Raw genomic sequence first — 20,393 nt, forward strand, 5'->3', positions numbered from 1 at the left:
ACTGATTCCGAGGTTCCATGTCGAGCGATGAGACGCCCAACGTCCCCGCGCGCCGCGACCGCCGCGAGGCCGTGCGCGAGAAGGCGGCTGCGGTCCAGGCGCGCCAGCGCCGTGGACGCGTCGCGCGCATCACCGCCGTGAGCGTGGTCGTGGGCGCGATCGTGGTGGCCGCCGGTGTCGCCGTGGCGTGGACGCTCGGCGAATCCGCCTCCCAGCCGCAACTCGCGCCAGCGGTAGAAGACGACGGCATCGTCGTCACGTCGATTCCCGCGAGCGTGCTGGCATCGTTCGCCGGCGCTGGCGCGGCCGAGAACCCGCCCGCGGCGAGCGACACGACGGCGACGGAGGCCCCGGTGGCGGGCGCGAGCCCCGAGCCGACGCCCACGCAGCAGCCGCTGCAGATCGAGGTCTACGTCGACTATCTGTCGCAGGCATCCTCGGACTTCCAGCTTGCGAACGCCCAACAGCTCTCCGAGTGGGTTTCGGAGGGTGCAGCGACCATCTCGTACCACCCGGTCGCGCTCCTGACGGGCAAGTCGAACGGAACGAAGTACTCGCTCCGTTCGGCGGGTGCCGCGGCGTGTGTGGCGACGTATGCGCCGGACTCGTTCTTCGCGTTCAACCACAAGCTTCTCGAACAGCGCCCCGAGATCGACACGGACGGGCTGAGCGACGCCGACCTCGCCGTGCTCGCGCAGGCCGTGGGTGTCGAGTACCCCAAGCGCGTCGCCGCGTGCATCGAGGATGCGAGCTTCGTGCCGTGGGTGCAGAAGGCCACGGCACGTGCACTCGCCGAGCCCGTCGGAAGCACCGGCGAGGCGCTGACCGGTCCGAAGGTCTACGTCAACGGCAAGCCGTACAACGGTGACCTCACGGACGCGAAGGAGTTCGCGCAGTTCGTGCTGACGCTGGCCAGCGAGGCCTACTTCTCGACGCCGAGCCCGACTCCCACACCGACGACGTCGGTTGCGCCGTCACCGACGCCGACGCCCTAGACGCGATCGACCTGCTCGTCGTCGCTAGACTGATGTGTCTGCCGACTTGGCGCAATTGGTAGCGCACCTAACTTGTAATTAGGGGGTTACGGGTTCAAGTCCCGTAGTCGGCTCCAGAGGAGGGATTGGCGATGGGTCGTCGCCCCCCGGTTCTTCTCGCGGCGCTGGGCGCCGTGTCGGTCGGCGCCATGACCGCCGTGCAAGCCCGGATGAACGGCGGGCTCGGCAGCGAGTCCGGCGACGGCATCTTGGCCGCGTTCGTGTCGTTCGGCTCGGGGCTGCTGATCCTCATCGTGGCGGCACCCCTGACATCCGCGGGCCGGAGCGCTATGCGGAGACTCTTCGTCGGGGTCCGGGAACGCAGCATCCCGTCGTGGATGCTGTTGGGTGGCCTCGCCGGGGCGCTCACGACCGCGACCCAGGGGCTCACCGTCGGACTGCTCGGGGTTTCGCTGTTCACGGTCGGTGTCGTTGCCGGTCAGACGGTCGGTGGTCTCGTCCTCGACCGGGTCGGCTACGGACCGGCCGGGGTGGTCCCGGTGACGATGCGTCGTGTCGGCGGCGGAGCGCTCGCGCTCGTCGCCGTGGGGGTGGGGCTCGCGGGCGGAGGCCTGACATCGGTGCCGTGGTGGATGCTCAGCCTGCCGTTCCTCGCGGGCGCGGGAATCGCCTGGCAGCAGGCGACGAACGGACGCCTGCGACAGCGTGTCGAGTCGGCGTTCGCCGCGACGTTCGTCAACTTCCTCGGCGGCAGCATCATCCTCGGTGTCGCGGCGGCGATCCACATCGCGTTCGTCGGCCCGCCCGCGTCTCTGCCCACGAACCCGTGGCTCTACCTCGGGGGAGCCACGGGCGTGGTCTACATCTTCGTGTCGGCCGGGCTCGTCCGTTACACGGGCGTGCTGCTGCTCGGGCTCGGGTCGGTCGTCGGACTTCTCGCAACGTCCGTCGTGCTCGACGCGGTATGGCCGACGGATGCCGACCTCGACCTGCCTCGAGCGCTCATCGCGGTCGCGGTGGCGCTCGCCGCGGTGCTGGTCGTCGTGCTACCCCGGCGCCGCGTGCCCCCGCCGGCATAGCCTCGCGGCCGAAACACCCAAACTGCGGCGAGACACCTCTCGACGTGGGGTGTTTCGCCGCAGTTTGGGTGTTTCGGCGGACTGGTGTGTGGGGGCTACGGGCGGGGCATCCGCGAGACGAAGCGGGAGGCGTCCACGCCGCGACGAAATCCGCCCCGGGTGCGCTCGGGCTTCTTGCCGACGTACAGCCACCCCAGCAGCTCTTCGTTCTGCTTCAGCCCGTGCGCCTTCGCGACAGCCTTCGACCGCGTGTAACGGCCGGTGCGCCACAGCACCCCGTACCCGGCTTCGTCGAGCAGCAGGCTGAGCATGTGAGCGACACCGGATGCCACGGCCTCCTGCTCCCACCGCGGCACCTTGTCGCTCTTGCGATAACTCGCGACGACGGCGATCAGCAGGGGAGCACGCCGCGGCTTGCTCGACACACCCTTCTCGCCCTCGGCCTTGTTGATCGCGCGCCCGAGAGTGTCGCGGTCGTCGCCGCGCAGCTCGATCAGGCGCCAGGGACGCAGACCCGAGTGGTCGGCGACGCGACCCGCGGCCGAGACGAGTTCGAGCACCTCTTCGGGGGTCGGCGCCTCGTCCGTGACCTTCGACCACGACCGCCGGACCCGGACGGCGTCGAGCGCGCTCACCGTTCGGGCTGGAACGACAGCGCGAGCGAGTTCATGCAATACCGGTCGCCCGTGGGGGTGCCGTACCCGTCGGGAAAGACGTGCCCCAGGTGGGACCCGCAGGCGGCGCAGCGAACCTCGGTGCGCATCATGCCGAGGGAGTCGTCCTCGATGAGCTCGACCGCGTCGGGCCGGACGGATTCGTAGAAGCTCGGCCATCCGCATCCCGAATCGAACTTGGTGCCGCTCTCGAAGAGCTCGTTGCCGCACGCGCCGCAGGTGTAGAGCCCCGCCCGGTCTTCGCCGAGCAGCTCGCCCGTGAACGGCGTCTCGGTCGCCGCCCGGCGTAGCACCGCGAATCGGTCGGCGTCGAGTTCGGCACGCCACTGTTCGTCGCTCTTGGTGACGGTGTAGTCCATCGCACACTCCTTGTTCTCCTCCATTCAACCCTGCATGCCCGGGGATGGGGCGCGCGGCGTGTGAACGGGCGCGATTGAATAGAGACATGACGCGGGACCAGGTTGCCGAGCGGTACGCGCGATTCGCCCGCGTCGAGGCTCCCGGTCGCTCCGCGCTCTACACCGACTGGGCGAACGGTGTGGCGACGGATGCCTCGGCGTGCGACGTGATCGCCCGTCTCCCGGCCGACCGCCGCCAACCCCCGCTGGTTTTCGCTCTCGCACGCCTCCGGGGGGCGCCCGAGGCGGGGTACGCGGCCTTCGCCGCATGGCTCGTGGAGCACGGCGATGAGCTGGTGGCGGATGCATCCGTCCGCTCGCTGCAGACCAACGAGCCGCAACGGTCGGCCGTGCTGCTGCCCGCGCTGTCGATGATCGACGCGCCGATTGCGCTGATCGAGCTCGGTGCATCCGCGGGGCTCTGCCTGCTGCCCGATCGCTATTCGTACCGCTACGCGGGTGCCGCGCGGGTCGACCTCGACCCGGCGGGCGGCGAGTCGTCGGTCGTGTTGTCGTGCGATCTGCGCGGCGCGCGGGTGCCCGAGCTGAGGATGCCCAAGATTGTCTGGCGCGCCGGGCTCGACCTTCGTCCCCTCGATCCCTCCGATGACGCGGATCGCCGCTTCGCGACAGCGCTCGTCTGGCCCGGCGAGACGGGACGCGTCGAACGCATCGTGTCGGCGCTCGAGATCGCCGCCCACGAACGCCTGCGCATCGAGTCGGGGGATGCGACGGATCCCGCCGCGCTCGCGCGCCTGATCGAGGGGGCGCCCGCCGAGGCGAGCATCGTCGTGACCACGCCGGGCCTGCTGCCCCACGTTCCCCGCGCGGGACGTGAGCGACTGTTCGAGACGATCGCCGACCTCCGCGAACGCGAGCACGGGCGCGTCCACTGGATCTCGCTCGACCCCCCGGGGCTGCACGATCGGTGGACCACACCGGTCGACGCGAGCGTGTGGCCCGGCTTCGTCCTGAGCCTGAACGAGCTTGTGCTCGCGGCAGCCGATCCACTTGGCGCGTGGGTGGAGTGGCGCGCGGGCTGACGCGCTCGCGCGATCTACCCTGAGGGCATGGCCGAGTCCGCAAGCGTCGAGTCCCGAAGCGACGCGCTCACCGCGCAGGAGCGCGCGATCCTGGCTTTCGAAGGCGAGTGGCGACGCCACGTCGGCGCCAAGGAAGAGGCCATCCGGGCGGAACTCGATCTGGCACCGGCCCGCTACTACCAGTTGCTCGGTCGTCTGATCGAGACCGAGGCGGCACTCGCGTACGACCCCATGCTGGTCAAGCGGCTCCGGCGCGTCCGCGATCAGCGTGCGGCCGACCGTGCCGCGCGCGAGGGCGCACTCGGCCTCTAGCTCCGCTCCCTCGCCGGGCTCGCGCGCCGGGCTCCCGCGCCGTTGAGGGTTCGCACACGCGACCGCCGGTAGCATTCTGTGGTGCCCACCCCCACACACGATCGATTCGACGACATCACCGCGTCCCCCGGCCGTGTGGGGGCGCACAGGGCCGAAAACCCTCGCGTGCGGGGCTGGACGACTCTCCTGTGGGCGCTCGCCGCGACCATCGTGCTCGTTGCGCTGGGCATCTTCGCCAGCATGATCTGGCAGGGCAAGATCGTCCTGTTCCCGACCCCCGCACCCTCGGTGACGGTGGTCCCGACCGCCGAGCCGGTCATCGACACCTCGTACACGGTGCTGGTGCTCAACGGCACCCCCGAAGAGGGTCAGGCGACGCTCGTCAAGGACGAACTGGTGGCGAACGGATGGCCCGAGGAGGGCGTTCTCGCGGGCAATGCCGGAGACCGGGCCTTCCCCGCCACGACCGTCTACTACGCCGCGCCCGAGGCGGAGGGTGCCGCACGCGGCCTCGCCGGTCTGATCGGTGCCACCGAGATCGTGCTCGACCCCGAGTATCCGCTCCCCGGTACGCCCGCGACGCAGCTCACGGTGGTGCTCGGACTCGACCGCATCGAGCCCGCGGCGACCGAGACGCCCGCCGGATAGTGCTCCATTCCTCCGCATGTTTCGGCGGAGTTACGAGTTGACGGCCCCCGTGTCAATAGTTGGTCTGGGGACTCTTTTGGGGTGAATGTGCTGGCTAGTCTGACCCTGTCTCACCCACGCAGCACAGGAGTTACGCATGACCCAGGGCACCGTCAAATGGTTCAACGCCGAGAAGGGATTCGGCTTCATCACCGTGGTCGACGGTGGTCAGGACGTCTTCGTCCACTACTCGAACATCGACATGACGGGCTTCCGCGTCCTCGAAGAGGGCCAGCTCGTCGAGTTCACGGTCGGTGCGGGCCAGAAGGGCCCGCAAGCCGAATCCGTTCGCGTCGTTTCCTGACCCCTCGGCTTCCGCATCGTTCGCCGTGTCGACGGCGCGACCTCGAGCGTGCGGCCTAATGTGGCGCGCATGACGTCGTCTGCGCGGGCCCGCGCGCTCCCGCGTTCGGTGCGCACTCGTTCGGTGCGCGCTCGTTCGGTACGGCTCGCCGCGACCGTCGGCGTGCTCGTCTCGGCGCTGCTGCTCGGTTCGTGCGCCGCCGAGTCGACGGATGTCGCGTCCCCGGCGTCGACGGACGGCTCTACGGCCGACGCATCCGCTTCGCAAGAGCCCACTCCCGACGCGACTCCCGAAGCTCCCGCGATGGCCGTGCAGCCCCTCCGCGGCACGTTCGTCCCGCCCGAGACGATTACGGGTCCCGCGCTCGCCGCGAAGATCGACAACCATGTCGCGGCACGCCCGCAGGTGGGCCTGGATCACACCGACATCGTGTTCGAAGAACTCGTCGAGGGTGGGCTCACCCGCTACGTCGCCGTGTGGTTCTCGGATGTGCCGGCCGAAATCGGTCCGGTGCGAAGCATCCGTCCGATGGATCCCGACATCGTGTCGCCGTTCGGCGGACTGATCGCCTACTCGGGTGGGCAGCAGCGTTTTGTGGACATGATGCTGAACACCCCCGTGCACAACGCTATCCACGGCGGAGCGGATGACCGGTTCATGTACCGCACCCGCTCCAAGGCCTCGCCCCACAACGTGCTCGTCAAGGCGCAGGAGTTGCGCGCCGCATACGCCGATGTGCCTCCGCCGGCACAGCAGTTCGCGTACTCGCAGCGCCCGCAGACGGCGTCCGCCGCGGCCTACGGGAGTGCGGCGAACGGATTCGACCTGTTCTTCTCGGCCAAGGAAAGCCGGTCATGGCGGTGGGACGCGGGGTCCGAACGCTACCTGCGTTCGCAGAACGGCGCGCCCGACATGGATTCGGCGGACGGGCAGCTCGCGGCGACCAACGTCGTCGCGCTTTCGGTGAGCATCGACTGGGCTTACGGCGACATCCCGAAGACCGTCATGGTGGGCAGCGGGCCGGCGTGGGTGTCGACGGGCGGGAAGGTCATCCAGGTCACCTGGACCAAGGCATCCGCCGACGCGCCCATCCAGCTCACGAACCAATACGGCACCCCCGTGTACCTCGCGCCCGGCAACACATGGGTCGAGCTCGTACCCAATGCGCGCGGCGGGAGCATCGCGGTCGTCTGACCTGAGTCATCCGGACTCTGCGCGGCTTGCACTCGGTGGGGGTGAGTGCCAGAATGGGCGTTAGCACTCGCCTTACCGGAGTGCTAAACCAATACCTACGTCCGGGAGGGACGACACACACATGGCAAAGATCATCGCTTTCGACGAAGAGGCCCGTCGCGGCCTCGAGCGCGGCCTGAACATCCTCGCCGACGCCGTCAAGGTGACGCTCGGCCCCCGCGGTCGCAACGTCGTGCTCGAGAAGAAGTGGGGCGCCCCCACCATCACGAACGATGGCGTCTCGATCGCCAAGGAGATCGAACTCGACGACCCGTACGAGAAGATCGGCGCGGAGCTCGTCAAGGAGGTCGCCAAGAAGACCGACGACGTCGCAGGTGACGGCACCACCACCGCTACCGTTCTCGCTCAGGCCCTCGTCAAGGAAGGCCTGCGCAACGTCGCAGCCGGCGCCGACCCCATCTCGCTCAAGCGCGGTATCGAGAAGGCCGTCGCGGCCATCTCGGCCGAGCTGCTGAAGAGCGCCAAAGAGGTCGAGACCAAGGAAGAGATCGCCGCTACCGCGTCGATCTCGGCCGCCGACACCACCATTGGTGACCTGATCGCCGAGGCGATCGACAAGGTCGGCAAGGAAGGCGTCGTCACCGTCGAGGAGTCGAACACGTTCGGCACCGAGCTCGAGCTCACCGAGGGTATGCGTTTCGACAAGGGTTTCATCAACCCCTACTTCGTCACCGACCCCGAGCGCCAGGAAGCCGTGTTCGAGGACCCCTACATCCTCATCGCGAACTCCAAGATCTCGAACATCAAGGACCTTCTGCCGGTCGTTGACAAGGTGATCCAGGAGGGCAAGGAGCTCGTCATCATCGCCGAGGACGTCGAGGGCGAGGCTCTCGCGACTCTCGTGCTCAACAAGATCCGCGGCATCTTCAAGTCGGCTGCCGTCAAGGCTCCCGGCTTCGGCGACCGTCGCAAGGCGCAGCTGCAGGACATCGCCATCCTCACCGGTGGTCAGGTCATCAGCGAAGAGGTCGGTCTCAAGCTCGAGAACACGACCACCGACCTGCTCGGCAAGGCGCGCAAGGTCATCATCACCAAGGATGAGACCACGATCGTCGAGGGTGCCGGCGACTCGGAGCTGATCGAGGGTCGCGTGACCCAGATCCGCCGCGAGATCGAGAACACCGACAGCGACTACGACCGTGAGAAGCTCCAGGAGCGTCTCGCCAAGCTCGCCGGTGGCGTCGCCGTCATCAAGGCCGGCGCTGCAACCGAGGTCGAGCTCAAGGAGCGCAAGCACCGCATCGAAGACGCCGTTCGCAACGCGAAGGCCGCCGTCGAAGAGGGCATCGTCGCCGGTGGTGGGGTGGCTCTGATCCAGGCTGGGAAGAACGTGTTCGACACGCTCAACCTGACGGGTGACGAGGCGACCGGTGCGAACATCGTTCGCGTCGCGATCGAGGCGCCGCTCAAGCAGATCGCCCTGAACGCTGGCCTCGAGCCCGGCGTCGTGGCGAACAAGGTCGCCGAGCTGCCCATCGGACACGGCCTCAACGCCGCGACCGGTGAGTACGTCGACATGTTCGCTCACGGGATCATCGACCCGGCCAAGGTGACGCGCTCTGCCCTGCAGAACGCGGCGTCGATCGCCGGTCTGTTCCTGACGACCGAGGTCGTCGTTGCCGACAAGCCCGAGAAGGTCTCCGCCCCGGCGGGCGACCCGACGGGTGGCATGGACTTCTAAGTCCCGCACGAATCACAAGAAGGGCCCCGGCATAACGCCGGGGCCCTTCTTCGTGTCTGCACCGGATCCTGCAGGCCGGGTTACCGGAACAGGGCGGCGTTCGTGATCTCGGCATCCGCGTACTGCCGACCGGCCGACTCCAGTGCGAGGGTGATCGCGGCGAGGCTCTCCTCGACGTGTCGCTGCGTCGTGCGCCACCGTTCGATGGTCTCTTGGAAGGCCGCGGATGCCTGACCGGTCCACGCGGACTGGAGTTGGACGAGCTGGCCGAGCATCGACTGGGACTCGGACTGGATGCGGTCGATCGTGCCGCGAATCGCGGCGGACTGGGCGAGGACGGCGTCGGAGTCGACGGTGAAAACGGCCATGAGGGGCTCCTTGAGGTGCGGATCGGGTCGCCGAGTGGTGGCGGATGCCCCGACGCTACGGGCGTCGGCGGGCCTGCCCATGCCCCGACATCCGTTCCGTGGCTCCGCCCTGCCACGCGCCCCTGGGGAGGAGGCACGAAAGACCTGCTCCGCTGTCGCAGATCGATGCTCGTGCCGCGCCGCAAGGTCGATGTGCGACAGCGGAGCGACGTGGATCGGGCGTCAGGGGAGGGGCGGGCGCGGCGGGAGCTCGGGCAGAGGCTGGGTGTCGAGGTACAGCGTCGATTCGGGCGCAATGGGGAACGAGACGCGGAAGGTGGCGCCACCGCCCGGGGTGTCTTCGACCTCGACGGTGCCGTTCAGTGCCGCGACGATCGACGCGACGATGGCGAGTCCGAGGCCGGAGCCGCCGGTCTCGCGCGTACGCGAAGAATCGGCGCGCCAAAAGCGCTGGAAGATGTTGTCGCGGATCTGCTCGGGAACGCCCTCGCCGTGGTCGACGATCGCGACCCATCCCATACCGAGCGGCGCGGTCTCGCTCACCGCGGTGACGTCGGTGCCGACCACGATCTCGATCGGTGAATCGTCGGCGGTGAAGCGGCGCGCGTTGCCGAGCAGGTTCGCGACGACCTGGCGGATCCGGTTCTCGTCCCCGAGCACCACGGGTGGGCGACTCACGGCGACCGGGATCGGCTTGGTCGGGAACGAGAGCTGAGCGGGACTCCCCGGGGCACCGGCCGAGGACCCGCCGCGAGGTGCCGGAATGGGTCGCGGGATGCGGCGAAGGAGCGAGCGTGCTCGTGCGCCGGAGCTCGCACCGCCGCGTCGACGGGGGGCCGAGGCATCCTTCTCTGCGGGATCCGTGTCCACGGGGATCGTGCCCGTCGCACCATCGTCCTCGAGGGCGATGCGCGCCGCGAGAGAATCCGCGTCGATCACCGTCACCGTGCGCTGCGGTGCGGCGGCGCGCAGATCCATGCCGGCGTCACGCGCGATCGGGCGCAGGTCGATCGGCGCGATCTCGACCTCGCGGCGCTCGTCGAGGCGCGCCAGGGCAAGCAGGTCCTCGACCAGCACGCCCATGCGGATCGCCTCTTTTTCGATGCGTTCCATCGCCTGGGCGGTGTCTTCGTCGCCGCGGATCGCACCGATCCGGTACAGCTCGGCATAACCGCGCACCGTCACGAGGGGCGTGCGCAGTTCGTGGCTCGCGTCGCCGATGAAGCGCCGCATCTGGCGGACCGTCGCCTCGCGCTGACTGAGCGAGGCATCCACACGATCGAGCATCGTGTTCAGCGCGCCCGTGAGCTTTCCGACCTCGGTGCGCGGGTCGCCGGGAGTGAGTCGCTGGCTGAAGTCCCCGGACGAGATGGATGTCGCGGCGCGCTCAACCTGTCCGAGCGGGCGGAACGTCTGGGTGACGAGGAGCCGCGTGGTGAGTGCACCCGCCGCGATCGTGATGAGGCCGAGGATGGTGAAGACGCCGAAGAAGGTCGCGACCGTCCGGTCGATCGGAGCGAGGGGTTGCGCGATCACCTGGGTGTAGAGCTGCCCATTCAGGCCGGGGTCCAAGGTTCCGGCGCTGGCGTGATAGACCGCACCGTCGTCGTCGTACAACGTGAATGGTGTCGTGCCGAGCGAGATCGTCTTCTCGAGCGTGTACTCCTCGGGCCAGTTCGGGCCGCCACCGGAGGGTCGCCCCCCGAGCGACTCGCCCTCCGCCTCGTAGACGGCGATGAAATAGTCGCCGGCCACGGCCTGATCGGTCAAAGAGATCTTCACGGTGCCGTTGTCTTCATCGATCTCGACATCGAGCAGCCCGGCGCCAAGGTTCGAGGACGCGCGTGCCTGGAGCTGCTCGTCCTGCGCGACGACGAGGGCGTTGCGCACGAACGCCATGGTCGCGATCCCCGAGGCGAACAGGCCGATCGCGAGGATCGCCACAGTGACCCCGGTGACCTTGGCGCGGAGGCTGACGCCCCGCCACCACCGGGTGACCTTGTCGGGTTTGTGACGATCGCTCAGGGGAGCCCCCTACGCGGTCTTGCCGGCCTTCAGCATGTAGCCGAAGCCTCGCTTGGTCTGGATGAGCGCTTCGGTGGAGTGCGGGTCGATCTTGCGACGCAGGTACGAGATGTAGCTCTCGACGATGCCCGCGTCGCCGTTGAAGTCGTACTCCCAGACGTGGTCGAGGATCTGAGCCTTCGACAGCACGCGGTTGGGGTTGAGCATCAGGTACCGCAGCAGCTTGAACTCGGTGGGGCTCAGGTCGATCGAGACCTCGCCGACCTTGACGTCGTGCGTGTCCTGGTCCATCGACAGCTCGCCGGCGCGGATCACGGCCTCTTCGTCGGCCTGCATGGTGCGGCGGAGGATGGCCTGGATGCGCGCGACGATCTCGTCGAGGCTGAACGGCTTGGTGACGTAGTCGTCACCGCCGGCGTTCAGGCCCTCGATCTTGTCTTCGGTCTCGTCCTTGGCGGTCAGGAACAGGATGGGGGCGGTGTAGCCAGCGCTTCGCAAACGCTTGGTGACGCTGAACCCGTTCATATCGGGCAGCATGACGTCGAGCACGATCAGATCGGGCTCTTCTTCGAGAACGGCCGAGATCGTCTGAGCCCCGTTAGAGACGGCCCTGACCTGGAAGCCGGCGAAGCGCAGGCTCGTGATCAAGAGATCGCGGATGTTCGGCTCGTCGTCCACGACGAGGATGCGCGGTGCAGTCATTACCCCATTATCCCCACTGGAGCGATGCATCCGCTGAATCCTGCCCTGATCGGCGCGTTCGGGGCTCGTGGTGGCCGGCGCCGACTGCGCCGCGGTCGGAGATTCGGCGAGGGTCGGAGGGATCGGATGCTTTGGCTCCGACGCCGACCGGATCTCCGACGTTCGCCGGGCTCGGCTCGCGTCGGGGCGTTCGGGACTTACGCGGCGATGGCCGTTCCATCGAGGATCGTGTAGGCGTAGCCCTGCTCCGCGAGGAAGCGCTGGCGGTTCTGTGCGAAGTCCTGGTCGACGGTGTCACGCGCGATGAGTGTGTAGAAGCTCGCGGTGTGGCCATTCGTCTTGGGGCGCAGCAGGCGTCCGAGGCGTTGCGCCTCTTCCTGACGAGAGCCGAACGATCCCGAGACCTGGATGGCGACGGATGCGTCGGGCAGGTCGATCGAGAAGTTTGCAACCTTCGACACCACGAGCACCGAGATCGAACCCTCTCGGAATGCCTGGAAGAGAACTTCCCGCTCGTCGACGGGCGTCGCTCCCGTGATCTTCTGGGCGTCGAGTGCTTCGGCGAGAATGTCGATCTGGTCGAGATACTGCCCGATGATCAGAATCCGTTCGCCCTCGTGTCGCTCGACCAGCTGGCGAACCACATCGATCTTTGCGTGCGCGGTCGCGGCCAGGCGGTACCGCTCGTCGTCGGCCGCCGCGGCGTATTCGAGGCGGTCGGATGCCGGAAGGTCGATGCGCACCTCGTAGCAGGCGGCGGGGGAGATGAAGCCCTGGGCTTCGATCTCTTTCCACGGGGCGTCGAACCGCTTGGGTCCGATCAGGCTGAACACGTCGCCCTCGCGTCCGTCTTCGCGGACGAGGGTCGCGGTGAGCCCCAGGCGGCGGCGCGCCTGCAGCTCGGCCGTCAGCTTGAACACGGGGGCCGGAAGCAGGTGGACCTCGTCGTAGACGATCAGCCCCCAGTCGAGCGCGTCGAGGAGGGCGAGGTGGGCGTATTCGCCCTTCCGCTTGGCCGTGAGGATTTGGTAGGTCGCGATCGTGACCGGCTTGACCTCTTTGACCTGCCCGGAGTACTCGCCGATCTCTTCGGCGGTCAGGGTGGTGCGCTTGAGCAGCTCGTCCCGCCACTGTCGGGCAGAGACGGTGTTGGTGACGAGGATCAGTGTCGTCGTCTTGGTGTCGGCCATCGCGGCGGCACCGACGAGCGTCTTGCCGGCGCCACAGGGCAGGACGACGACGCCGGATCCGCCATCCGTGAAGCTGTCGACGGCCTGCCGCTGATACGGCCGCAGATTCCATTCGCTCTCGTCGAGTGCGATCTCGTGCGGTGTACCCGGGGTGTAGCCGGCGAGGTCTTCGGCAGGCCAGCCGATCTTCAGAAGCTCTTGCTTGATGTGCCCGCGCGCCCACGCGTCGACCGTGAAGGTGCCCGGCACGGGCTGTCCCGTCAGCAGCGGCTGGATGCGCTTGTTGCGGGCAACCTCGGACAGCACGGCGCCGTCCGTGCTGCGCAGCACGAGGGTTCCTTCGTCGTCGCGCTCGATGACGAGTCGCCCGTAACGGCCGACGGTCTCGCGCATATCGATCGACACCGACGGGGGCACCGGAAACTTCGACCAGCGTTCGAGTGTCGCGAGCATGTCGTCCGCCTGGTGCCCGGCAGCGCGTGCGTTCCACAGGCCGAGCCGGGTGATCCGGTACGTGTGGATGTGTTCGGGTGCTCGTTCGAGCTCGGCGAAGATCGCCAGCTCGTGACGCGCGGTCTCGGCGTCGGGGTGTGCCACTTCGAGCAGCACGGTCCGGTCGCTCTGCACGATCAAGGGGCCATCAGACATAAGGGCCAATTCTACCGGTGCGCGCGTGTGCCCGGGCGCGGTTCACACGCGTCGGATGCCCCGGACGCTCGAGACGGGCAGGGTTCGCTCGACATCCGTGCCCCGCTCGCGACCGCGCAGGCGACCGCCGCCCAAGCCGCTGGCTTCGAGAGTGAAGGTGCGCGTCGATCCGTCGGGTAGCTCGACGTCCACATCGACGACCGTACGCGCACGGACGGCGGACTCGATCTCGCGTTCGAGCCAGGCGGTGTCGGCATTGGACGACACGGATGCGCGCAGGGTTTCGATCAGCGCGGTGTAGGCCTCGGGGGGCACGGAGCCCGGGGCGAGTGCGCCGGCCGCGATGCGGTGGCGCCGCATGGGTTCTTCTGTGCCCTGACGGTCGACGGCGACGGCCGGATAGCGGCTGTCGATCAGGGCCCACAGCACCGTGTCGCGGGGCACGCGCGAGGTCAACGCAGACCCGTCGCCGGTTCGGATCAGACCGAGGGGGCGCAGCGACTGGTCGACGGCGATCGTCTCGAGGGCCTGTGGCTCGCTGCTCGTGACGAGCGTGCGAGGGGTTTCGGGCGGTGCATCCGGGTCATAGCCGACGCGGACGAGACCGTGCTTGTCTGCGGTCGTCCGGACGAGGTATTCGAGCGGCTGCGGCACGCCGGTCAATGACAGGCCCGCGAGGAACTCCAGCATCGACTCGGCCGTCTCGCCCTCGGTGAGCGCGGCGGCGATCGTCTCGGGTGTGAAGCGATACGAAGACGCCTGCGCGTGCGACTCACGATGTGCGAGCTGACGCAGGCGCACGTCGAGTCCGGATGCGAGCGGCCCGGGAGAGATGGCGGTGAGGTCGTTCTGCAGGTAAATGCGGTCGACCTCGTGGGGGAGGAGCGCCCCCAGCTCGGCCTCGGCGCGTTCGGTACCCGAGGGGAGGGCACGCGACCACGGCGGGGCCGCGCCATCCGGGGCGATGAGGCCCCATACCTGGGCCTCGGCCTGCAGGGCTTCCGCGCGGGCAGGCCACGAGGCATCCGCGGGGAATGTCGCGTTCCACGTCGACGGATCGCTCCACGCACCACCCGCGCGGATGCCGCGGGGCAGTTCGTCACGCCATGCGGCGGCGACGAGCGACCAGCGCCGCACCGTGGGTTCGCGCAGCCACAGCTCGGCCTGCGCGGTGGGTAGCAGCCAGCGTCCCTCGACATCCAGCAGGCCGGCCGTGCGGGCCAGGGAGATCAGGGCATCGAGGTCTTCCGGGCGCTGCAGCTCTTCGGAGAGCCGGCGACGATCGGCGGCGGCGATCGCGCCCGAGCCCAGACGGGCGAACGGCGCGTGCAGCGACTGGATCAAGATGTCGCCGAGCGAGGCGACACTCGTGAAGGCGCGTTCGGCGGTCGCACCCTCGGTGGCGGAGTCGGCCGGCGGTAGTGCGTCCTGAGGTGCGGCCTCGTCGAAGATGACGAGGTTGATCGCGGCCGACGTCGAGGGGAGCGGGATGCCCGAGGCATCCGTCAGTCCCAGGCTCCGAACCGTGGCGGCGTGTTCTTCGGGAACGGGTGTTCCGTCTGCAGCGGCGCGGGCGACGGCAGAGAGCTCGGTCGCGGTCAAACCCTGCAACGCCCGTGCGACGAACGACGGGTCGGTCAGAGCGTCGGCGGCGTCGAAGTAGTCGCGCCACGCGACCGTGGGTGACACCCCACGCGCCGCGAGCAGGGCGGCGAACTCCGAATCATCGAGGGTCGCGAGGCGCGCAGCGAGCTCCCTCGTTCCCTCTGTCATGTTCGGCTCAAGACGATGCCTGATTAGCGCGCTTGCGACGCGCCCAGGTGATCACGAGAAGCGTGATGATCAAGACGAAAGCGAGGGGCAGCCCGATGTTGGGCAAGAGAGCGACGAGCGGCCAGATACCGGAACTGAAGTCTTCTTGGGACATGCCCGTGGCTGTTCCGATGATGATCGCGAAGAAGCACACGATCGACAGGAGCGCGATGCCGAGCGACATGAACGCGAGGATGCGTTCGGCGCGCCCAGGCTGCAGCTGCGAAGAATCGGGAGACGTGCTCATTCGACTGAGCCTAGTGGGCACGGGTGCTCGGATCGATCGCGCAGGGCGCGGAGCGGTGCCGTAGGCTGGTATGTCGGGGGTTTCCCCGGATTCTTCAGCGCCCGCGGGTGCCAGACGCAACGAGGTAGTTCACGATGCCCACCGGCAAGGTCAGGTTCTTCGACGAAGAGAAGGGCTTCGGCTTCATCTCCACCGATGATGGCGAAGACGTCTTCCTGCACGCCACCGCACTGCCCGCGGGAACGCCCGCCCCGAAGCCCGGTACGCGCCTGGAGTTCGGCGTCGCCGACGGCAAGCGCGGGCTGCAGGCGCTTTCGGTGCGCGTGCTCGAGGCGCCGCCGAGCCTCTCCAAGGCGCAGCGCAAGCCGGCCGACGACATGGCGATCATCATCGAAGATCTCGTGAAGCTGCTCGACGGCATGGGTGGGGACCTGCGTCGCGGCCGCTACCCGAGCAGCTCGCACAGCAAGAAGATCGCCGCGGTCCTGCGTAAGGTCGCCGATGAACTCGACGCCTGAGTCCGAGCTGCCGGATTCCTCGGTGCCCGACGCTGAGGCGACGGATGCGGCTGAGTTTGAATCGGCGGAGTCGGACTCGGAGCCGACTGAGTCGCCGGTGACGGAAGCTCAGCCATCCGAGCCCGATCCGCAGTTGATCGACGCCCGCGACCTCGCTCTCGCCGCGCTGCGCGAGATCACCGACGAGAAGACGATCGGTGAGCCCGCCGGGTATCGCGAAGAGCCCGACGGCGCCCTCTCGCTGCGCTTCGCGAATCGCATGGCCGGGTACCCCGGATGGTTCTGGACCGTCACGCTCGCGCGCGTCGAGGGTTCCGCCCCGACCGTGCTCGAGGCGGAACTGATGCCCGGTGACGGCGCGCTGCTCGCGCCCGAGTGGACGCCGTGGGCCGAGCGGCTCGCCGAGTACCACGCTCACCAGGCCGAGCTCGACCAAGAGGCACTCGCCGCAGAGGCTTCCGACGAGGGCGATGATTCCGATGAGTCGGACGACGACGATTCGGACGAGGACGACATCGACGATCTCGACGCAGCCGATTTCGACGAGGACGGATCACCGATCCTGCACTCGGGCGACGTCGACGGTGTCGACATCGACAACTTCTCCGACGACGCCGATTCGGACGACGAAGATGACTCGGACGACGACGACGAGTCGGACGACGACGACGATGAGTCGGACGACGACGATGAGTCGGATGACGATTCAGACGACGACTCGGATGAGGACGACGACGAGTCCGACTACGACGACGCTCGAGTCGACCGCAGCTATTGAGACTTGCTTTCTGATCCGGGGAACGTCTCGGTCACTGAGCCTGTCGAAGTGACCCGTCCGGCCCGACGCGATGCCTGGCTGCTCCCTTCGACAAGCTCAGGGAGCGCGGGAACCTAGACCTGCGGCATCCGCTCGAGCGTGTACTCGATCGCGCCGATGAGCTGACGCACGTCGTCGGGCTCGATCGAGACGAAGGTCGCGATGCGCAGCTGGTTGCGTCCGAGCTTGCGGTAGGGCTCGGTGTCGACGATGCCGTTGGAGCGCAGCGAGGCCGCGAGGGCCGCGGCATCCACGCTCTCGTCGAAGTCGATCGTGACGACCACCTGAGAACGGTCGGCCGGGTCGGCGACGAACGGTGTGGCGACAGCGGATGCTTCGGCCCACTCGTACAGCGCCGACGACGACTCCTGCGTGCGAGCCGACGCCCACGACAGGCCGCCGTTGTCGACGATCCACGACAGCTGGTCGCGCAACAGGAACAGCGTCGCGAGCGCGGGGGTGTTGAGCGTCTGGTTCAGGCGCGAGTTGCTGACCGCGTTGACCAGGCTGAGCGACTCGGGGATGTAGCGGTCGGTCTTGCCGATGCGTTCGATCCGCTCGATCGCGGCGGGCGAGGCGAGGGCGAGCCAGAGACCCCCGTCGGATCCGAGGTTCTTCTGCGGCGCGAAGTAGTAGACGTCGGTCTCGGCGATGTCGACGTCGACACCACCCGCGGCGCTGGTCGCATCGATGACGGTCAGCGCACCCTCGTCGCCGTGGACGCGCGTGACGGGGGCGAGCACGCCGGTCGAGGTCTCGTTGTGTGGCCAGGCGTACACGTCCACGCCCGCGACGACCTCTGCGCTCGTGCGCTGCCCGGCGGGTGCGTTCCGCACATCCGGGGCCTCGAGCCAGGGGGCCTTGGCGGCCGCGGCGAACTTGCCGCCGAACTCACCGAAGACGAGGTTCTGGGTGCGGCGCTCGATCAGACCGAAAGCTGCGGCATCCCAGAAGCTGGTCGATCCGCCGTTCGCGAGCAGCACCTCGTAGCCCTCGGGCGCACGGAACAGCTCGGCGAGCAGCGACCGTACGTCGCCGACGAGGTTCTTGACGGGGGCCTGGCGGTGCGACGTGCCGAGCAGCTCTGCTCCGGCGGTCGAGAGGGCTGCCAACTGGGCGGGACGGACCTTCGAGGGGCCGCAGCCGAAGCGTCCGTCGGCGGGAAGGAGTTCACTCGGAAGAGAGACGTGGGACATGCCCTCGATTCTAGAGTCGGTCGCGACCTGTCTCCGGCCGCGTGACGGCCCGCTGGGTTAGGCTTGCCTTCGCAACCCGGACGCGAGGAACCAGCTGCCATGACCGATCTGATCGATACGACAGAGATGTACCTGCGCACCATCCTGGAGCTCGAGGAAGAGAACATCATTCCTCTGCGTGCGCGCATCTCGGAGCGTCTCGGGCACTCGGGGCCGACCGTCTCGCAGACCGTCGGACGGATGGAGCGAGACGGCCTCGTCGTCGTGTCGGAGGATCGTCGGCTCGAACTCACGAGCGCGGGTCGTCAGAAGGCCGTCGACGTCATGCGCAAGCACCGCCTGGCCGAGCGACTGCTCTCGGACGTCATCGGTCTGGACTGGGCATATGTCCACGAAGAGGCCTGCCGCTGGGAGCACGTGATGAGCGAGCAGGTCGAGCGTCGGCTCGTCGAGCTGCTCGGACACCCCACCGAATCCCCGTACGGAAACCCGATCCCCGGGCTTGATCAGCTGGGCGATGTGCCCGCGGCGGTATTTTCACAGGGAGTTGTCGGTCTCGTCCGTCACCTCAATGAGGTCGGCGGTCCCGTCGAGGGAACCGTTCGCCGCCTCGCCGAGCCCGCGCAGGTCGATCCTGAACTGCTCGAGCAGCTGCGCAGCGCCGGTGTGATGCCGGGAGCCAAAGGCAAGTACCGCTACAACGAGGGCTACGTTCTCGTTGAGATGGACGGGTCCGACGAGGGACTCGAGCTGCCCGTCGAGGTCGCCGCGCACATCTTCCTGGTCGACGCTTCGGTCTGAATCGGATGCGGAAGGTCGTCAACTTGTGCACAGGTGTCGCCTGTCGAAGTGACAGAACCGTTACCTTCCGGTAACCTCGAAAAGTCCACCGCCGATAAGCCAGGCGGGGGAACTCCCGGCCCGAACGCCCCTCCAGGCTCGTCCACTCGGTCGGCTGAACCACGAACATCGTGGCGACGAGCCAACACCTGCTACGCGGGTGCCGGGGCAGGAGGAAAAGTTTGGCTGAAGAGAACGACTCGCCAGAAAGCGCCCCCGAAGCGCAGGTAGCGAGCCAGGCCCGATGGGGACGGCCGGCTCGGAGCGAGACACAGAAGCCACCCCGACCTCGCCGAGCGACCAAACTTGAGCGTCGTGCAGCGCGTGAAGAGCGCCCCACGACCGTTCGCACGGGCCGCCGCGGCCCGGTTCGCAGCATCCTGACGCTTGCCGTTGTCACCGGCCTTGTCGCAACCGTCGCCATTCCCGCATACGCTGCCTGGCAGCCCGAGGCTGGAGCAACGACGCTGCAGCAGCTCGCGGCCGACGGCGCACAGACCCTCGTCGTGGCATCGGATATCACGGACTCGACTCTGGCCCGGGGCTCGTATTCGGCGACCACGCCGGACGAGATCTCGAAGAAGAAGGCCGAAGAAGCAGCCGCCGCGGCCGCCGCGGCTCGCGTCCAGGCTGCAGCCACCCGGTCTTCGTCGTCCGGGTCGTACGCGGTTCCCGCCGGTGTTCCCCTGGTCGCACCCGGGTCGGGCCTCGTCCGGCGCCCGCTGCCGTACTTCAACAACTTCGGAGCGCCCTACGCGGGCCACCGCGGCACCGACTACATGGTCGAGCGCGGCACCCCGATCTACTCCGTCGCCGATGGCGTCGTAACCGCGTCTTCCGACGGTGGTGGCGGACTCGGCGTGACGATCACGATCATGCACAACATCAACGGCCACGCCGTGCAGTCCGTTTACGGACACATGCTCCCGGGCAGCCGCACGGTGGGCGCTGGAGCAACCGTGAGCGCCGGCCAGATGATCGGCCAGGTCAGCGACACCGGTCTGGCGTTCGGAACACACCTGCACCTCATGATTCATGTGGACGGCACCCGCGTCGACGCTGAAGGTTGGCTCGCCGCTAACGCGGGTTGATCGAGTCTTCTGTCATGCCAGCGATGCCGCCGACTGACGCTCCCGAGGACTCGAGCCTCGAACGGGTGCGTCCCGGCCGTGCCGCATTACGCACTCTTTTGCCGCGTCGCGGAGCGGCGGGTGGGGCGCGTCGGGCTCCGGCCCGCAGCATCCTGACGCTGGCGATCGTGACGGGACTCATGGCGACGGTGGCGATCCCGGCCTACGCGGCTTGGAAGCCCGAGACGGAAGCGAAGACGCTGCAGCAGCTCGCGGCCGACGGGGCGCAGACGCTCGTCGTCGCGTCGGATGTCGGCGGCAGCACGCTCGCGCGCGGGTCGTACTCGGCGACCACACCCGAAGAGATCGCGAAGAAGAAGGCCGCCGAGGCTGCCGCGGCGCGGGCTAAGCCTCGATCCACCGATGAGCCTTCGGTGGGTGGCGTCGGTGTGATGGGCGCGGCGTGATCGGCTGCGGGCAGGGGTGAGTTCCGGGCGTCTCATCCCGGTTGTCCACTTCGTTGTCGGTCGTGC

General features: G+C 68.1%; 22 protein-coding genes and 1 tRNA gene. 14 read left to right on the forward strand and 9 right to left on the reverse strand.

Annotation, left to right across the window (positions count from 1 at the left end):
- The first annotated feature begins 17 nt into the window (after nucleotides 1–17).
- The 3 genes from CGU34_RS05040 (at nucleotide 18) to CGU34_RS05050 (ending at nucleotide 2,074) form a co-directional block, all read left to right on the forward strand.
- Nucleotides 18–995, forward strand: coding sequence for a DsbA family protein (locus tag CGU34_RS05040; RefSeq protein ID WP_100813470.1), 978 nt, complete (start codon nucleotides 18–20; stop codon nucleotides 993–995).
- Nucleotides 996–1,035: 40 nt separating this feature from the next.
- Nucleotides 1,036–1,111, forward strand: a tRNA-Thr gene (locus tag CGU34_RS05045).
- Between the two features lie 15 nt (nucleotides 1,112–1,126).
- Nucleotides 1,127–2,074 (forward strand): DMT family transporter, encoded by a 948-nt coding sequence (locus tag CGU34_RS05050; RefSeq protein ID WP_100813471.1) that lies wholly within the window; start codon nucleotides 1,127–1,129, stop codon nucleotides 2,072–2,074.
- Nucleotides 2,075–2,169: 95 nt separating this feature from the next.
- Here CGU34_RS05050 and CGU34_RS05055 read toward each other — a convergent pair whose 3' ends face one another.
- Nucleotides 2,170–2,709: a nitroreductase family protein gene (locus CGU34_RS05055; RefSeq protein ID WP_100813472.1), complete on the reverse strand. Its 540-nt coding sequence runs from the start codon at nucleotides 2,707–2,709 to the stop codon at nucleotides 2,170–2,172.
- Nucleotides 2,706–3,107 (reverse strand): peptide-methionine (R)-S-oxide reductase MsrB, encoded by a 402-nt coding sequence (gene msrB / locus CGU34_RS05060; protein ID WP_100813473.1) that lies wholly within the window; start codon nucleotides 3,105–3,107, stop codon nucleotides 2,706–2,708. Before msrB ends, CGU34_RS05055 begins: the two co-directional genes overlap by 4 nt.
- 86 nt (nucleotides 3,108–3,193) lie before the next feature.
- On the opposite strand from msrB, the gene CGU34_RS05065 reads away from it, so the two are divergent.
- The 6 genes from CGU34_RS05065 (at nucleotide 3,194) to groL (ending at nucleotide 8,427) form a co-directional block, all read left to right on the forward strand.
- On the forward strand, nucleotides 3,194–4,189 hold the full coding sequence (locus CGU34_RS05065) for a DUF2332 domain-containing protein (protein WP_100813474.1): 996 nt from the start codon (nucleotides 3,194–3,196) through the stop codon (nucleotides 4,187–4,189).
- A 27-nt stretch (nucleotides 4,190–4,216) separates the two neighbouring features.
- Nucleotides 4,217–4,501, forward strand: coding sequence for a DUF3263 domain-containing protein (locus tag CGU34_RS05070; RefSeq protein WP_100813475.1), 285 nt, complete (start codon nucleotides 4,217–4,219; stop codon nucleotides 4,499–4,501).
- 81 nt (nucleotides 4,502–4,582) lie between these two features.
- Nucleotides 4,583–5,149, forward strand: a complete 567-nt coding sequence (locus tag CGU34_RS05075; RefSeq protein WP_232711545.1) for a LytR C-terminal domain-containing protein — start codon at nucleotides 4,583–4,585, stop codon at nucleotides 5,147–5,149.
- Nucleotides 5,150–5,285: 136 nt separating this feature from the next.
- Nucleotides 5,286–5,492: a cold-shock protein gene (locus tag CGU34_RS05080; RefSeq protein ID WP_100811699.1), complete on the forward strand. Its 207-nt coding sequence runs from the start codon at nucleotides 5,286–5,288 to the stop codon at nucleotides 5,490–5,492.
- Between the two features lie 69 nt (nucleotides 5,493–5,561).
- The gene (locus CGU34_RS05085; RefSeq protein ID WP_100813477.1) at nucleotides 5,562–6,686 is read left to right on the forward strand and encodes a DUF3048 domain-containing protein; all 1,125 of its coding nucleotides are present in this window, start codon (nucleotides 5,562–5,564) and stop codon (nucleotides 6,684–6,686) included.
- A gap of 121 nt (nucleotides 6,687–6,807) precedes the next feature.
- Nucleotides 6,808–8,427: a chaperonin GroEL gene (gene groL, locus CGU34_RS05090; RefSeq protein ID WP_100813478.1), complete on the forward strand. Its 1,620-nt coding sequence runs from the start codon at nucleotides 6,808–6,810 to the stop codon at nucleotides 8,425–8,427.
- A gap of 80 nt (nucleotides 8,428–8,507) precedes the next feature.
- Here groL and CGU34_RS05095 read toward each other — a convergent pair whose 3' ends face one another.
- The 6 genes from CGU34_RS05095 to CGU34_RS05120 all read right to left on the reverse strand — a co-directional run bounded on the left by CGU34_RS05095 (nucleotide 8,508) and on the right by CGU34_RS05120 (nucleotide 15,419).
- Nucleotides 8,508–8,795, reverse strand: coding sequence for a WXG100 family type VII secretion target (locus CGU34_RS05095; RefSeq protein ID WP_036300341.1), 288 nt, complete (start codon nucleotides 8,793–8,795; stop codon nucleotides 8,508–8,510).
- Nucleotides 8,796–9,017: 222 nt separating this feature from the next.
- Nucleotides 9,018–10,739: a sensor histidine kinase gene (locus CGU34_RS05100; RefSeq protein WP_232711546.1), complete on the reverse strand. Its 1,722-nt coding sequence runs from the start codon at nucleotides 10,737–10,739 to the stop codon at nucleotides 9,018–9,020.
- Nucleotides 10,740–10,829: 90 nt separating this feature from the next.
- Nucleotides 10,830–11,522 (reverse strand): response regulator transcription factor, encoded by a 693-nt coding sequence (locus tag CGU34_RS05105; protein WP_100813479.1) that lies wholly within the window; start codon nucleotides 11,520–11,522, stop codon nucleotides 10,830–10,832.
- 197 nt (nucleotides 11,523–11,719) lie between these two features.
- Nucleotides 11,720–13,360 (reverse strand): DNA repair helicase XPB, encoded by a 1,641-nt coding sequence (locus tag CGU34_RS05110; RefSeq protein ID WP_100813480.1) that lies wholly within the window; start codon nucleotides 13,358–13,360, stop codon nucleotides 11,720–11,722.
- Between the two features lie 42 nt (nucleotides 13,361–13,402).
- Entirely contained in the window at nucleotides 13,403–15,133 is a 1,731-nt protein-coding gene (locus CGU34_RS05115; protein WP_100813481.1) for a helicase-associated domain-containing protein, read from the reverse strand.
- Nucleotides 15,134–15,140: 7 nt separating this feature from the next.
- Nucleotides 15,141–15,419, reverse strand: coding sequence for a multidrug ABC transporter ATPase (locus tag CGU34_RS05120; protein WP_100813482.1), 279 nt, complete (start codon nucleotides 15,417–15,419; stop codon nucleotides 15,141–15,143).
- A gap of 134 nt (nucleotides 15,420–15,553) precedes the next feature.
- Between CGU34_RS05120 and CGU34_RS05125 the strand changes: the two genes are divergently transcribed.
- Nucleotides 15,554–15,937, forward strand: coding sequence for a cold-shock protein (locus tag CGU34_RS05125; RefSeq protein WP_100811644.1), 384 nt, complete (start codon nucleotides 15,554–15,556; stop codon nucleotides 15,935–15,937).
- Nucleotides 15,921–16,715: a DUF3027 domain-containing protein gene (locus CGU34_RS05130; RefSeq protein ID WP_100813483.1), complete on the forward strand. Its 795-nt coding sequence runs from the start codon at nucleotides 15,921–15,923 to the stop codon at nucleotides 16,713–16,715. Before CGU34_RS05125 ends, CGU34_RS05130 begins: the two co-directional genes overlap by 17 nt.
- 113 nt (nucleotides 16,716–16,828) lie before the next feature.
- On the opposite strand, the gene serC is transcribed toward CGU34_RS05130, so the two are convergent.
- Entirely contained in the window at nucleotides 16,829–17,950 is a 1,122-nt protein-coding gene (gene serC / locus CGU34_RS05135) for a phosphoserine transaminase (protein ID WP_100813484.1), read from the reverse strand.
- 99 nt (nucleotides 17,951–18,049) lie between these two features.
- On the opposite strand from serC, the gene CGU34_RS05140 reads away from it, so the two are divergent.
- The 3 genes from CGU34_RS05140 to CGU34_RS05150 all read left to right on the forward strand — a co-directional run bounded on the left by CGU34_RS05140 (nucleotide 18,050) and on the right by CGU34_RS05150 (nucleotide 20,327).
- The gene (locus CGU34_RS05140) at nucleotides 18,050–18,751 is read left to right on the forward strand and encodes a metal-dependent transcriptional regulator (RefSeq protein ID WP_036295446.1); all 702 of its coding nucleotides are present in this window, start codon (nucleotides 18,050–18,052) and stop codon (nucleotides 18,749–18,751) included.
- Nucleotides 18,752–18,972: 221 nt separating this feature from the next.
- Nucleotides 18,973–19,881 carry a M23 family metallopeptidase gene (locus CGU34_RS05145; protein ID WP_100813485.1) on the forward strand — a complete coding sequence of 303 codons (909 nt, stop codon included), beginning with the start codon at nucleotides 18,973–18,975 and terminating at the stop codon, nucleotides 19,879–19,881.
- A 14-nt stretch (nucleotides 19,882–19,895) separates the two neighbouring features.
- Nucleotides 19,896–20,327, forward strand: coding sequence for a hypothetical protein (locus CGU34_RS05150; RefSeq protein ID WP_100813486.1), 432 nt, complete (start codon nucleotides 19,896–19,898; stop codon nucleotides 20,325–20,327).
- The last annotated feature ends 66 nt before the right edge of the window (nucleotides 20,328–20,393 follow it).

Origin of the sequence: Microbacterium lacus, assembly GCF_002812805.1 — a bacterium.
Classification (GTDB): Bacteria; Actinomycetota; Actinomycetes; order Actinomycetales; family Microbacteriaceae; genus Microbacterium; species Microbacterium lacus_A.

Excerpts from the sequence above, each read along its gene's own strand:
- CGU34_RS05110 (WP_100813480.1), bottom strand. The coding sequence starts at position 13,360 with ATGTCTGATGGCCCCTTGATCGTGCAGAGCGACCGGACCGTGCTGCTC.
- CGU34_RS05125 (WP_100811644.1), top strand. The coding sequence starts at position 15,554 with ATGCCCACCGGCAAGGTCAGGTTCTTCGACGAAGAGAAGGGCTTCGGC.
- serC (WP_100813484.1), bottom strand. The coding sequence starts at position 17,950 with ATGTCCCACGTCTCTCTTCCGAGTGAACTCCTTCCCGCCGACGGACGC.
- CGU34_RS05130 (WP_100813483.1), top strand. The coding sequence starts at position 15,921 with ATGAACTCGACGCCTGAGTCCGAGCTGCCGGATTCCTCGGTGCCCGAC.
- CGU34_RS05065 (WP_100813474.1), top strand. The coding sequence starts at position 3,194 with ATGACGCGGGACCAGGTTGCCGAGCGGTACGCGCGATTCGCCCGCGTC.
- groL (WP_100813478.1), top strand. The coding sequence starts at position 6,808 with ATGGCAAAGATCATCGCTTTCGACGAAGAGGCCCGTCGCGGCCTCGAG.
- CGU34_RS05120 (WP_100813482.1), bottom strand. The coding sequence starts at position 15,419 with ATGAGCACGTCTCCCGATTCTTCGCAGCTGCAGCCTGGGCGCGCCGAA.
- CGU34_RS05080 (WP_100811699.1), top strand. The coding sequence starts at position 5,286 with ATGACCCAGGGCACCGTCAAATGGTTCAACGCCGAGAAGGGATTCGGC.
- CGU34_RS05105 (WP_100813479.1), bottom strand. The coding sequence starts at position 11,522 with ATGACTGCACCGCGCATCCTCGTCGTGGACGACGAGCCGAACATCCGC.
- msrB (WP_100813473.1), bottom strand. The coding sequence starts at position 3,107 with ATGGACTACACCGTCACCAAGAGCGACGAACAGTGGCGTGCCGAACTC.
- CGU34_RS05040 (WP_100813470.1), top strand. The coding sequence starts at position 18 with ATGTCGAGCGATGAGACGCCCAACGTCCCCGCGCGCCGCGACCGCCGC.
- CGU34_RS05050 (WP_100813471.1), top strand. The coding sequence starts at position 1,127 with ATGGGTCGTCGCCCCCCGGTTCTTCTCGCGGCGCTGGGCGCCGTGTCG.
- CGU34_RS05070 (WP_100813475.1), top strand. The coding sequence starts at position 4,217 with ATGGCCGAGTCCGCAAGCGTCGAGTCCCGAAGCGACGCGCTCACCGCG.
- CGU34_RS05095 (WP_036300341.1), bottom strand. The coding sequence starts at position 8,795 with ATGGCCGTTTTCACCGTCGACTCCGACGCCGTCCTCGCCCAGTCCGCC.
- CGU34_RS05150 (WP_100813486.1), top strand. The coding sequence starts at position 19,896 with ATGCCAGCGATGCCGCCGACTGACGCTCCCGAGGACTCGAGCCTCGAA.
- CGU34_RS05140 (WP_036295446.1), top strand. The coding sequence starts at position 18,050 with ATGACCGATCTGATCGATACGACAGAGATGTACCTGCGCACCATCCTG.
- CGU34_RS05085 (WP_100813477.1), top strand. The coding sequence starts at position 5,562 with ATGACGTCGTCTGCGCGGGCCCGCGCGCTCCCGCGTTCGGTGCGCACT.
- CGU34_RS05115 (WP_100813481.1), bottom strand. The coding sequence starts at position 15,133 with ATGACAGAGGGAACGAGGGAGCTCGCTGCGCGCCTCGCGACCCTCGAT.